Source organism: Bacillus sp. z26, from assembly GCF_058313635.1.
The window spans coordinates 325,828-338,544 of record NZ_JBZFQM010000002.1 but is presented as its reverse complement, the minus strand read 5'-3'; the positions used below and the strand labels follow the sequence as shown (position 1 = coordinate 338,544).

At 39.8% G+C, this 12,717-nt stretch carries 10 protein-coding genes; all 10 read left to right on the top strand.

Annotation, left to right across the window (positions count from 1 at the left end):
- Positions 1-8 precede the first annotated feature (8 nt).
- The 10 genes from AC4G3K_RS06825 to truB all read left to right on the top strand — a co-directional run bounded on the left by AC4G3K_RS06825 (position 9) and on the right by truB (position 12,691).
- Positions 9-1,709, top strand: a complete 1,701-nt coding sequence (locus AC4G3K_RS06825) for a proline--tRNA ligase (RefSeq protein WP_491132882.1) — start codon at positions 9-11, stop codon at positions 1,707-1,709.
- 291 nt (positions 1,710-2,000) lie between these two features.
- Complete coding sequence (locus AC4G3K_RS06820) at positions 2,001-6,320, top strand: PolC-type DNA polymerase III (protein ID WP_491133242.1); 4,320 nt, start codon at positions 2,001-2,003, stop codon at positions 6,318-6,320.
- 154 nt (positions 6,321-6,474) lie between these two features.
- A complete protein-coding gene (rimP, locus tag AC4G3K_RS06815) occupies positions 6,475-6,948 on the top strand; it encodes a ribosome maturation factor RimP (RefSeq protein ID WP_491076926.1) in 474 nt (157 codons plus the stop codon).
- A 31-nt stretch (positions 6,949-6,979) separates the two neighbouring features.
- On the top strand, positions 6,980-8,116 hold the full coding sequence (gene nusA / locus AC4G3K_RS06810; protein ID WP_491132881.1) for a transcription termination factor NusA: 1,137 nt from the start codon (positions 6,980-6,982) through the stop codon (positions 8,114-8,116).
- A 16-nt stretch (positions 8,117-8,132) separates the two neighbouring features.
- Positions 8,133-8,423, top strand: a complete 291-nt coding sequence (gene rnpM, locus AC4G3K_RS06805; RefSeq protein WP_491077192.1) for an RNase P modulator RnpM — start codon at positions 8,133-8,135, stop codon at positions 8,421-8,423.
- Positions 8,420-8,722: a YlxQ family RNA-binding protein gene (locus tag AC4G3K_RS06800; protein ID WP_491076928.1), complete on the top strand. Its 303-nt coding sequence runs from the start codon at positions 8,420-8,422 to the stop codon at positions 8,720-8,722. Before rnpM ends, AC4G3K_RS06800 begins: the two co-directional genes overlap by 4 nt.
- Before the next feature lie 19 nt (positions 8,723-8,741).
- Entirely contained in the window at positions 8,742-11,042 is a 2,301-nt protein-coding gene (gene infB, locus AC4G3K_RS06795) for a translation initiation factor IF-2 (protein ID WP_491076929.1), read from the top strand.
- Complete coding sequence (locus AC4G3K_RS06790; RefSeq protein WP_491076930.1) at positions 11,039-11,317, top strand: DUF503 domain-containing protein; 279 nt, start codon at positions 11,039-11,041, stop codon at positions 11,315-11,317. The genes infB and AC4G3K_RS06790 overlap by 4 nt, the downstream gene beginning before the upstream one ends.
- A gap of 15 nt (positions 11,318-11,332) precedes the next feature.
- Positions 11,333-11,695 carry a 30S ribosome-binding factor RbfA gene (rbfA, locus tag AC4G3K_RS06785; protein ID WP_491076931.1) on the top strand — a complete coding sequence of 121 codons (363 nt, stop codon included), beginning with the start codon at positions 11,333-11,335 and terminating at the stop codon, positions 11,693-11,695.
- A gap of 69 nt (positions 11,696-11,764) precedes the next feature.
- The gene (gene truB, locus AC4G3K_RS06780; protein WP_491076932.1) at positions 11,765-12,691 is read left to right on the top strand and encodes a tRNA pseudouridine(55) synthase TruB; all 927 of its coding nucleotides are present in this window, start codon (positions 11,765-11,767) and stop codon (positions 12,689-12,691) included.
- Positions 12,692-12,717 lie beyond the last annotated feature (26 nt).

The following is a 12,717-nucleotide window of genomic DNA, read 5'->3' as shown; positions in this document are numbered from 1 at the left end:
GAATAGATATGAAACAAAGTATGACCATGATTCCAACATTGAGAGAGGTGCCATCTGACGCTGAAGTAAAAAGTCACCAATTATTACTTCGTGCCGGATTTATGCGCCAAAATGCGAGTGGAATATACAGTTATCTTCCTCTTGGTTTAAAAGTAATCCAAAATGTCGAAAAAATTATTCGAGAAGAAATGGAACGTGCGGGAGCGGTAGAATTATTAATGCCAACGCTGCAACAGGCAGAGTTATGGCAGGAATCCGGCAGATGGTATTCTTATGGTCCTGAATTGATGAGAATGAGCGACCGCCATAATCGTGAGTTTGCAATGGGACCAACCCATGAAGAAGTCATTACAAGCTTACTTCGTGATGAAGTGAAATCATACAAGCGTCTGCCATTAACCCTTTATCAAATCCAAACAAAATTCCGTGATGAGAAACGTCCTCGTTTTGGCTTGCTTCGCGGCCGTGAATTTATCATGAAAGATGCCTATTCATTCCATTCCAGCCAGGAAAGCCTGGATGAGGTATATGATCGCATCTTTACAGCCTATTCCAATATTTTCAGCCGTTGTGGACTTGATTTCAGAGCGGTAATAGCGGATTCTGGGGCAATGGGTGGAAAAGATACGCATGAATTTATGGTGCTTTCAGAAATAGGTGAAGATACAATTGCATACTCTGATTCTTCTGATTTTGCGGCTAACATTGAAATGGCACCAGTTATCAATGCAACAGCTAAAACGGGTGAAGAGCTTAAAGAACTAACCAAGGTATCAACACCTGAGCAAAAAACAATTGAAGAAGTATCGAATTTTTTAAATATAGGTGCGGATAAGTGCATTAAATCTCTTCTTTGGAAAGTGGATGATCAATTTGTCCTTGTATTGATTAGGGGAGATCATGAATTAAATGATATAAAATTAAAAAATATTTTTAATGCAACAATTGTTGAACCAGCAAGTCCTGAAGAAACAAAAGAAATCATGAATTGCGGCGTTGGTTCTCTCGGCCCAATTGGAGTGGATAGAGATCGCGTGACAATCATTGGGGATTATGCGGTTGAAGTTCTAGAAAATGCGGTCTGCGGTGCCAATGATGAAGGCTTACATTATATCAATGTAAATCCTGAGCGTGATTTTAAAAATGTAAAATATGAAGATCTTCGATTTATCAAGGCTGGAGATGTTTCTCCAGATGGAAAAGGTACTATTCAATTTGCCAAAGGAATAGAAGTGGGTCATGTATTCAAATTGGGTACGCGTTACAGTGAGGCCATGAACGGTACCTATTTGGATGAAAATGGACGCAGCCAGCCTATGATCATGGGTTGCTATGGAATTGGCGTATCCAGAACCGTAGCGGCTATTGCTGAGCAATTTAATGATGAAAAAGGGTTGATGTGGCCTGTAAATATTGCTCCATATCAAGTGCACCTAATTCCTGTTAATATGAAGGACGATGAGCAAAAGAGACTTGGTGAAGAATTATACGACCAGCTTCAACAAGCAGGCTTCGATGTCTTAATGGATGATCGTAAGGAACGTGCAGGTGTGAAATTTGCTGATTCCGACTTAATCGGGCTTCCAGTTCGAGTAACGATCGGTAAAAAAGCAGCTGAAGGTATCGTTGAAGTGAAAGTAAGACAGACAGGTGAAAGCTTTGAAGTGTCCGTTGCTGATCTGGCTGGACGACTAAAAGAACTACTGTAAATAAATGAAACAAGCAAGCTCTCCCGCTTCCAGAGGAGAGCTTGTTTTTATTTATGCTGAAATATACGGTCGTGCATCATGAGAGAAGTTATTTTATAAGTGAAAATGTATGATCTGTAATACTTCATTAAAGAGACTGCAGGAATTTCATGTGGGATAATATGGGTTACCATATACAATTTATCTGAATTGATAAAAGCATTAATCTTTGCAAGAAGGGATTTGATTAAAAAGGAGTTGTGTTATAATTACTAGACACAAAAAGGAGAATGACGTTTGGGAGAGATAGAAATGGAAGAGAATTCTCGTATTAAACAAGATAAATTCAGAACGTTGCTCCAGCAACTTCAGCTTACGGAAGATGCAGTAGTCATGCATTTTTCCAATGCAGAAATCGATAAAGTAGTGATAGAAAAAGTGGCTCGTAAATGGCACTTCTATTTCAGCTTTGAACATATAATTCCATGCAGTGTATGGACTAGATTCACGATGCAATTAATGCAGGTCTTTTCTCCGATTGCAACTGTCGGCTATTCTATTGAAGTAAGGAATCCACTTTCTTCGAGTGAATTGATTTCAGACTACTGGAAAAATTGTATAAGTGAAATTGATGGGATTTCTCCGGCGATATTAGAGTTATTACATGGCCAGGTCCCAAAGGTTGAAGGAAATAAGCTGATTATAACTGCCCGCAATGAGGCGGAAGCAGGACAGCTTAAACGAAAATATACAGGTTTAATTTCTGAAGTTTATCAGCGTTTTGGTTTCCCGCCCTTGCAGCTGGATGCAATTGTTGATAGGGATGCGTACAGTGAGGCAATGGAATCATTTAAAAAGGAAAAGCAAAAAGAAGATGAAGAAAAGGCTCTGCAGGCAGTCCAGGATATGAAGAAAGCTGCTGAAGCTAAGGATGATGGTGCAGTCTCTGATGGCCCATTAGTAATCGGCTATAAAATTAAACCGGATGCGGACTTTAAAACATTGGATGAAATCGTTGAAGAAGAACGCAGAGTTGCGGTTGAAGGATATGTATTTGATGCTGAGACGAGAGAGCTGAAGAGTGGTCGTACATTATTGACCTTTAAAATTACGGATTATAGCAACAGTATTCTCGTCAAAATGTTTTCACGTGACAGAGAGGATGCAAGCCAATTAGCACGTGTTAAAAAAGGTATGTGGGTACGTGTTCAGGGAAGTGTTCAAAATGATACATTTGTACGTGATTTAGTCATGATTGCAAATGATATTAATGAAATAGCCGGTAAAGATCGCAGGGATACAGCTCATGAAGATGAAAAGCGTGTTGAGCTGCATTTGCATTCTCCGATGAGTCAAATGGATGCTGTTACATCAGTCTCCGCATTGGTTAGCCAAGCAGCCAAATGGGGCCATAAAGCCATCGCGATAACAGATCATGCCGTAGCTCAATCATTCCCTGAGGCATACTCTGCCGGCAAAAAAAATAATATAAAAATATTATATGGAGTAGAAGCTAATTTAGTAGATGACGGCGTGCCGATTGCCTATAATACAGCGGATTTAAATTTAGAAGAAAGCACATATGTAGTTTTTGACGTTGAAACAACGGGGCTTTCTGCCATATATGATACCATTATAGAGCTTGCGGCAGTTAAAATGAAAAATGGAGAGATTATTGATCGGTTTGAGTCATTTGCAAATCCACACCATAAATTGTCTTCCACAACCATTAATTTAACAGGAATAACCGACGACCTTGTAGAAAATGCTCCTGAAGTTAGTGAAGTATTGACGAAGTTCAGGGATTGGTCAGGAGATTCAATTTTTGTTGCACATAATGCAAGTTTTGATATGGGATTTTTAAATATGGGTTATAAAAAACTCGGAGTTGGTAAAGCCACGAATCCGGTTATTGATACACTTGAACTGGCCCGTTTCCTCTATCCTGATTTGAAAAATCACCGCCTTAATAATTTGGCGAAAAAATTTGATGTGGAACTTGTTCAGCACCACAGGGCTATCTATGATGCTGAAACCACCGGCCATCTATTAATGAAAATGTTAAAGGATGCTAATGAAAAAGGAATTACCAATCATAATCAACTAAATGACAATATGGGCAAAGGCAAGGCATTTCAGCGAGCCCGACCGTATCACTGCACATTACTGGCGCAGACTCAGGAGGGTTTAAAGAATTTATTTAAACTTGTTTCAATCGCCCATATCAATTATTTTTACCGTGTCCCAAGAATTCCAAGATCCGTCCTTATGCAATATCGTGAAGGGATCTTAGTTGGTTCCGGTTGTGATCGCGGCGAAGTGTTTGAGAATATGATGCAAAAATCATTTGAAGAAGCAGAGGGAGTAGCTGAATTCTATGATTATCTTGAAGTGCATCCAAAAGAAGTATACGCTCCTCTTATCGAGATGGAGCTTGTCCAAAGTGATAAGGCGCTCGAATCAATCATTGCCAATATTATTAAGCTTGGAGAAAAATTAAACAAGCCAGTTGTGGCGACAGGCAATGTTCATTACCTGAATCCTAATGATAAAATCTATCGTAAAATATTAATTAACTCACAAGGGGGAGCAAACCCTCTGAACCGTCACAGCTTGCCTGATGTACACTTCCGTACGACGGATGAGATGATGAATTGCTTTGCGTTTCTTGGTCAAGAAAAAGCAAAAGAAATTGTTGTGACTAATACAAACAAAATTGCAGATATGATTGATGAAATTAAGCCGATTAAGGATGACTTGTATACACCAAAAATCGAGGGTGCTGAAGAAGATATACGTGAAATGAGTTATTCAAGAGCCCGAATGATTTATGGAGAAAACCTGCCAGAAATAGTGGAAGCGCGTCTTGAAAAAGAACTGAAGAGTATCATAGGCCATGGATTTGCGGTTATTTATCTAATCTCTCATAAATTGGTTAAAAAGTCGCTCGATGATGGATATTTGGTTGGTTCCCGTGGTTCCGTCGGTTCTTCCTTTGTGGCTACGATGACCGAGATTACGGAAGTTAATCCATTGCCGCCTCATTATGTATGTCCGAAGTGCAAGAAATCCGAATTCTTTAATGATGGGTCTGTCGGGTCAGGCTTTGACCTGCCTGATAAGGATTGTCCGGACTGCGCTGTCAGCTATGTGAAAGACGGACATGATATTCCGTTTGAAACATTCCTTGGCTTCAAGGGAGATAAAGTTCCGGATATTGACTTGAACTTCTCAGGTGAATACCAACCGCAAGCCCATAATTATACAAAGGTCCTTTTTGGTGAAGATTATGTGTACCGTGCAGGAACGATTGGTACGGTAGCTGAAAAAACAGCCTATGGATATGTCAGAGGGTATGCGCAGGAAAATAACCTGCATTTCCGTTCGGCGGAAACAGATCGTTTAGTAAGCGGATGTACGGGTGTTAAGCGTACAACAGGGCAGCATCCAGGGGGAATCATTGTAGTCCCTGATTATATGGATATTTATGATTTCACTCCTATCCAGTTCCCGGCTGATGCGAGTGATTCAGAATGGAAAACAACACACTTCGATTTCCATTCCATCCATGATAATATTTTGAAACTTGATATTCTTGGTCATGATGATCCAACCGTTATCAGGATGCTGCAGGATTTAAGTGGAATAGATCCGAAAACAATTCCTACAGACGATCCGGAAGTAATGAAGATTTTCAGTACGCCGGAAGTACTTGGCGTAACCCCTGAACAAATTAACTGTAAAACAGGTACTCTGGGTGTCCCTGAATTTGGTACGCGTTTTGTAAGACAAATGCTTGAAGATACGAAACCGACAACATTTGCGGAGCTTGTTCAAATATCCGGTCTTTCACACGGTACGGATGTTTGGCTTGGAAATGCGCAGGAATTAATTCAAGACAATATTTGTAACCTGAGCCAGGTTATTGGCTGCCGGGATGATATTATGGTGTATTTAATTTATCAGGGCCTCGAACCATCACTTGCCTTCAAGATAATGGAGTCTGTACGTAAGGGGAAAGGCCTTAGTGAAGATATGGAAGCAGAAATGCTGAAAAACAATGTGCCGGGATGGTATATTGAATCTTGTAAAAAGATTAAATATATGTTCCCGAAAGCCCATGCTGCGGCATATGTATTAATGGCCGTGAGGATCGCTTATTTTAAAGTACATCATGCACTTCTGTATTACGCTGCTTATTTTACGGTGCGTGCAGAGGACTTTGATCTTGATGCCATGGTGAAAGGATCCGAAATGATTCGTTCTAGAATTGATGAAATCAATCAAAAAGGCCTTGATGCTTCTACAAAAGAGAAAAACTTAATGACTGTTCTAGAGTTAGCCCTGGAAATGTGTGAGCGTGGTTATAGCTTCCAGAGAGTTGATTTATACCGATCCAGTGCAACTGATTTTATTATTGATGGCAATACCTTAATTCCGCCATTCAATTCAATCCCAGGACTTGGAACGAATGCGGCTTTCAATATTGTAAAAGCTAGAGAGAACGGCGAATTTTTATCTAAAGAAGATTTGCAGCAAAGAGGCAAAGTTTCCAAAACTATATTAGAATATCTGGATAATCATGGTTCATTGGGCGATATGCCTGATCAAAACCAACTCTCTTTATTCTGATTCAGAATCGCTAATTTGCAAAAACCAACTCTTTATGTTATATTCAAGTAAGAATTACTGCTGATACGTATGTGCTAAAGAGTGGGGAAACCCACTCTTTCGTTTGTATTAGGATGATATTCAGTCGTTTACATAGACGTAAAGGAGTGAAAGCATGAGCAAGAAAGTCACTGATATTGTCGAGGAAATGGCTGCCCCTATCCTTGAAGAATTAAACCTCGAGCTCGTTGAAGTAGAGTATGTAAAAGAGGGCAGAAACTGGTTCCTTAGAGTGTATATCGATAAGGAAGACGGTGTGGATATTGAAGAATGTGGCATTGTTTCTGAAAGGTTGAGCGAGAAGCTTGATGAAAAAGATCCTATCTCCAACAACTACTTCCTGGAGGTCTCATCTCCGGGTGCAGAACGTCCACTAAAAAAAGACAGCGATTTTACGAAAGCAGTCGGTAAAAATGTACATATTAAAACATATGAACCGATTGATAATGAAAAAGAGTTTGAAGGTATCTTAAAAGATTTCAATGGCGACACCGTCAGTATTGAAATTAAAATTAAAACACGCATAAAGGAAATAACCATCCCTTATGACAAGATTGCCAAGGCAAGACTAGCTATTAGTTTTTCATAAGGGTTAAAGTTTGTAGGAGGGGATTAGTAAAATGAGTAATGAATTACTCGATGCACTGACCATTTTAGAAAAGGAAAAGGGAATCTCCAGGGATGTACTTATAGAGGCTATTGAAGCAGCACTTGTATCAGCCTATAAGAGAAATTTCAACCAAGCCCAAAATGTACGAGTGGATTTTAATTTAGAAAATGGTTCCATGCGAGTATTTGCGCGTAAAGAAATAGTTGATGAAGTTTTTGATTCCCGCCTTGAAATTTCATTGGAAGAAGCAAAAAGTATCAATCCGAACTATGAAGTTGAAGATGTCCTTGAACTTGAAGTTACACCAAAAAACTTTGGCCGTATCGCAGCACAAACAGCTAAACAAGTTGTGACACAACGTGTTCGTGAAGCTGAAAGAGGCATTGTGTACAATGAGTTCATTGATCGCGAAGAAGATATTATGACAGGTATTGTCCAACGTCGTGATTCAAAATATATTTATGTGGCTCTCGGCAAAACAGAAGCACTGCTTCCGGCCAATGAACAAATGCCGAATGAGTCTTATCAACCACATGAACGCTACAAAGTGTTTCTTACAAAAGTGGAAAAGACATCAAAAGGACCTCAAATTTTTGTGTCCCGTACTCATCCGGGCCTTCTAAAGAGATTGTTTGAACTGGAAGTACCTGAGATTTTTGACGGTACAGTAGAAATAAAATCTGTGGCTCGTGAAGCAGGTGACCGCTCTAAAATATCCGTCCACTCCGATAATTCTGAAGTGGATCCGGTAGGTGCGTGCGTGGGTCCTAAAGGTCAACGCGTACAAGCCATTGTCAATGAACTGAAAGGCGAGAAAATTGATATCGTGAAATGGTCAGAAGATCCGGTTGTTTTCGTAGCCAATGCTTTAAGTCCTTCAAAAGTACTTGAAGTCATTGTGAAAGAAGAAGAAAAAGCAACCACTGTTATTGTACCTGATTATCAACTTTCCTTAGCTATTGGTAAACGTGGACAAAACGCTCGCCTGGCTGCTAAACTTACTGGGTGGAAGATTGATATTAAGAGTGAAACAGATGCACGTGAAGCAGGGATCTATCCTGTTAATCGCCTAGCTGATAATGAAGATGATGAAGAACTCGAGTTTACAGGATTCACATTTGGACTCGATGATGAAAAAGAAGAATGATTCCATTGGTGAGGTGATGATGGTGAACAACCGAAAGAAAGTACCGCTGAGAAAATGTATCGGCACCGGTGAAATGAAACCAAAAAAGGAAATGATCCGGATTGTTCGCTCCAAGGAAGGCGAGGTTTCCATAGATCCAACCGGTAAGAAAGCAGGCCGGGGAGCCTACTTAAGCCTTTCTGAGGAAGCCATTAAAGCTGCCAAAAAGAAGAATAGCCTATCTAATCATCTGGAGGCAGATATAGATTCTTCCATATATGAAGAACTTTTAATGCTGGCTACTAAGGAGAACAAATCACAACCATGATGCAAAAAAAATGGATGTCCCTATTGGGACTCGCATATCGAGCGAGAAAAGTTATTTCCGGGGAAGAATTGGTTATAAAAGAAATACGCTCTCGTCGAGCGAAAATAGTTTTATTATCAAAAGATGCTTCTATAAATACGGAAAAGAAAATCACCGACAAATGTCATTTTTACCATGTACCAATTATCAGGGTTGAAAACCGTACTATGCTTGGAGAAGCAATAGGAAAGGAATCAAGAGTGGTAGTTGCTGTACAAGATGATGGGTTTGCAAAGAAATTAATCTCCTTGCTCGATTAACTAATTCGGGGGTGAAGGAATGGGTAAAGTACGTGTATATGAATATGCGAAGAAGAACAATGTTTCTAGTAAAGTGGTAATTAATAAACTTAAGGACATGGGTATCGAAGTCAGTAATCATATGACGGCTCTTGAGGAACAGGCAGTAGAAAAACTAGAAAAGCTGTTTAATCCAAAATCAGAGAAAGCAGATACCGCTAAAGTTGCAAATACCAATCAAGCTGGAACTAGTCAAAATCAGAACCAGAACCAAAACCGAGGAAATATAAGCGGGCAACAAAAAAATCAAGCAACTAATAATCAGCAAAGAGGTGGCCAGCAAACTTCAAGGCCAGCTCAAAACGCTGATAGACCAAAACCTGGTGTTACTGGAACAAAGGACAATCAGGTTACAAAACAAAATACAAAGAATAAACCGGCAACTAAGGGAAATGAAGGGAAAAAAAGCGTGCAAGATAATCAAAAAAGAGGTAACTTCAAAAATAACCGAAATAGAAAAAATAACCAACGTCATCAAAGTAAATCAACATATCAGCCGATACCTAGAAAAGAAAGAGAATTACCGGAGAAAATTACTTTCACTGAATCTCTGTCTGTACAGGAGTTAAGTAAAAAACTTCACCGTGAACCAAGTGAAATCATTAAGAAATTATTCATGCTTGGAGTCATGGCAACTATTAATCAAATATTGGAAAAAGATGCAATCGAACTGATTTGTGCTGATTATGGCGTAGAAGTAGAAGAAATCATTAAGATAGATGTGACAGATCTTGAAGCTGTCATTGCGGATGATGAAAATCCAGATGAAAATACAGTAGAAAGACCAGCTGTAGTTACAATTATGGGTCACGTCGACCATGGTAAAACAACTTTGCTGGATGCAATCCGACATACAAAAGTTACTGAAGGCGAAGCGGGCGGAATTACGCAGCATATTGGTGCTTATCAAGTAGATGTTGATGGTAAGAAAATCACATTCCTGGATACCCCGGGACATGCTGCTTTCACAACTATGCGTGCACGTGGTGCGCAAGTAACGGATATTACAATTATCGTGGTAGCTGCTGATGATGGAGTAATGCCACAAACAATAGAAGCAATTAACCATGCTAAAGCAGCAGAAGTACCCATCATTGTTGCAGTTAACAAGATGGATAAAGAAGGAGCTAACCCTGAACGTGTGAAACAGGAATTGGTTGAAAATGGCCTGGTACCTGAAGAGTGGGGCGGGGATACTATCTTTGTACCAATGTCTGCGAAAAAAGGGGAAGGAATCGAAACATTGCTTGAAATGATTTTACTTGTAAGCGAAGTAAATGAATATAAGGCAAATCCTGCCCGTAAAGCAATTGGTACAGTTATTGAAGCGGAATTAGATAAAGGCCGTGGATCTGTAGCTACTTTGCTTGTACAAAATGGAACACTGCGCATAGGAGATCCAATTGTTGTTGGGGACACTTTTGGTAAAGTACGTGCGATGGTGAATGATTTAGGCCGTCGTATAAAAGAAGCGGGTCCTTCCACTCCAATCGAAATTACTGGATTAAACGACGTCCCTCAGGCAGGAGATCGCTTCGTTGTATTTGAAGATGAGAAAACAGCCCGTCAAGTTGGGGAAGCGCGTGCTCAAAAACATATTTTAGCTTCACGTAATGAGAGTTCACGTGTAACTCTTGAAAACTTGTTTGATCAATTAAAACAAGGTGAAGTAAAAGAAATTAATATCATTGTAAAAGGTGATGTTCAAGGTTCTGTTGAAGCGGTAGCAGCTTCCTTGCAAAAAATTGAAGTTGAAGGCGTAAAAGTTAAAATCATTCACGCAGGCGTTGGTGCAATTACTGAGTCTGATATTATTTTAGCGACTGCTTCCAATGCAATTGTAATTGGATTCAACGTACGTCCGGATGTCAATGCTAAACGTGCTGCTGAAGCTGAAAAAGTAGATGTACGTCTGCACAGAATTATTTATAAAGCAATTGAAGAAATCGAAGCAGCGATGAAAGGTATGCTAGATCCTGAATATGAGGAAAAAGTAATCGGTCAAGCTGAAGTTCGTCAAACAATTAAAATTTCCAAAGTAGGAACCATTGCAGGAAGTTATGTAACAGATGGTAAGATTACGCGTAACAGTGGAATCCGTCTGATTCGTGAAGGCATTGTAATCTTTGAAGGTGAACTGGATACACTTAAACGCTTCAAGGATGATGTGAAAGAAGTAGCGCAGGGTTACGAGTGCGGAATAACTATCAAAAACTTTAATGATATTAAAGAAGGCGATGTTGTCGAAGCATATGTAATGGAGGAAATTAAACGAGCATGATTGCAGCAGCAGAATGTGAATGTTTGATTCCAAATACTCACTCCCTAAAGGAAAAAAGGGCAGTTCTGCAACGTGTCATGACGCGTTTAAAACAAAAATTTAATGTCTCTGTCGCTGAAGTCGATTATCAGGATAGGTGGCAACATACGGTCATTGCCATTGTGGTTGTCTCCTCTTCCAAAATTGCAGCTGAAAAGGAGCTGCAGAAGGCATTGGCATTTCTTGATTCCTTTCCAGAATTGGAAAGGAATTCAACCAATCTAGAATGGCTTTAAAAAGAGGTGAAAAACATGAGCCTTAGATCTACACGTGTGGGAGAGCAAATGAAAAAAGAGCTAAGTGAGATACTTGGCAGGAAAATTAAAGATCCACGAGTAGGATTTGTGACTGTAACAGACGTTGAAGTGACTGGTGACCTTCAGCAGGCCAAAGTTTATATTTCTGTTCTCGGTGATGCTGAGAAAAGAGAGGATACCCTTAAAGGCCTTGCTAAAGCAAAAGGATTTATCCGTTCTGAGCTGGGCCAACGTATTCGCCTGCGAAAAACACCGGAAATCTCTTTTGAATTTGACGAGTCCATTGAATATGGAAATAGAATCGATAATCTGTTACATCAAATTCATGAGGAAAATAAAGATAAACACGAAGAATAGAGGTAAGGATAGACGTAATGTCTATCCCCTTTTTATATTAAAAATTTTAGGAGAACTAGGGTGATAGCGATGAGTCAGTTAAATGGAATCCTGATTCTCAATAAACCGGCAGGATATACGTCACATGACTGTATTATCAAAGTAAGGAAAATACTGAGAATGAAAAAAGTTGGACATACGGGAACATTGGATCCGGATGTGACCGGAGTATTACCTATATGTCTAGGAAAGGCAACCAGGGTAGCTGAGTACATAACGGATGCTGGTAAAGAATACATAGGTGAAGTGACTATTGGCTGGTCAACAACCACTGAAGATGCTTCTGGTGATATAGTAAATCAGAAAAAAATTGAGCGGATAATTAAACGTGCTGAAATTATCCGTATTTTAAACTCACTTACAGGAACAATTGTTCAGACTCCGCCTATTTACTCGGCTGTCAAAGTGAATGGAAAGAGACTGTATGAGTATGCTTTAAAGGGACAGGAAGTGGAGATCCCGTCACGTAAGGTAAATATCTATGAAATTGAGCTCTTAGACGACAGAGAGCTATTTGAAGGTGATTCCATTACCTTTTCTTTTCGGGTTGCCTGTGGTAAAGGAACGTATATCCGAACCCTCTCCTGTATGATAGGAGATCAATTAGGCTATCCTGCGCATATGTCTAAGCTCGTCAGATCGCGTTCAGCATCTTTCACCTTGACCGATGCTATTACACTTGAGGAGCTGGCAGTTCATGCGGAGGAGGGAACCGTTAACGAAGTACTGAAACCTGTTGAAGATGGTGTTGTCAATCTGCCATATATTGAAGTCTCAAAAGAGGCTGCGGAAAAGGTTTGTAACGGTGCTGTCATGACAGCCGACTATTTATCTGCAGGGAATATGGAAAGTCCGTTTGCCGTATTTAATGACCGACATGAACTATTGGCTGTTTATCAGCACCATCCTGAGAAAAAAGGTATGTGTAAACCGGTTAAAGTTATTCCATTTATATAGTATGATAATGATTATGGAGATTGAAT

Excerpts from the sequence above, each read along its gene's own strand:
- AC4G3K_RS06825 (WP_491132882.1), top strand. The coding sequence starts at position 9 with ATGAAACAAAGTATGACCATGATTCCAACATTGAGAGAGGTGCCATCT.
- AC4G3K_RS06820 (WP_491133242.1), top strand. The coding sequence starts at position 2,001 with ATGGAAGAGAATTCTCGTATTAAACAAGATAAATTCAGAACGTTGCTC.
- rimP (WP_491076926.1), top strand. The coding sequence starts at position 6,475 with ATGAGCAAGAAAGTCACTGATATTGTCGAGGAAATGGCTGCCCCTATC.
- nusA (WP_491132881.1), top strand. The coding sequence starts at position 6,980 with ATGAGTAATGAATTACTCGATGCACTGACCATTTTAGAAAAGGAAAAG.
- rnpM (WP_491077192.1), top strand. The coding sequence starts at position 8,133 with ATGATGGTGAACAACCGAAAGAAAGTACCGCTGAGAAAATGTATCGGC.
- AC4G3K_RS06800 (WP_491076928.1), top strand. The coding sequence starts at position 8,420 with ATGATGCAAAAAAAATGGATGTCCCTATTGGGACTCGCATATCGAGCG.
- infB (WP_491076929.1), top strand. The coding sequence starts at position 8,742 with ATGGGTAAAGTACGTGTATATGAATATGCGAAGAAGAACAATGTTTCT.
- AC4G3K_RS06790 (WP_491076930.1), top strand. The coding sequence starts at position 11,039 with ATGATTGCAGCAGCAGAATGTGAATGTTTGATTCCAAATACTCACTCC.
- rbfA (WP_491076931.1), top strand. The coding sequence starts at position 11,333 with ATGAGCCTTAGATCTACACGTGTGGGAGAGCAAATGAAAAAAGAGCTA.
- truB (WP_491076932.1), top strand. The coding sequence starts at position 11,765 with ATGAGTCAGTTAAATGGAATCCTGATTCTCAATAAACCGGCAGGATAT.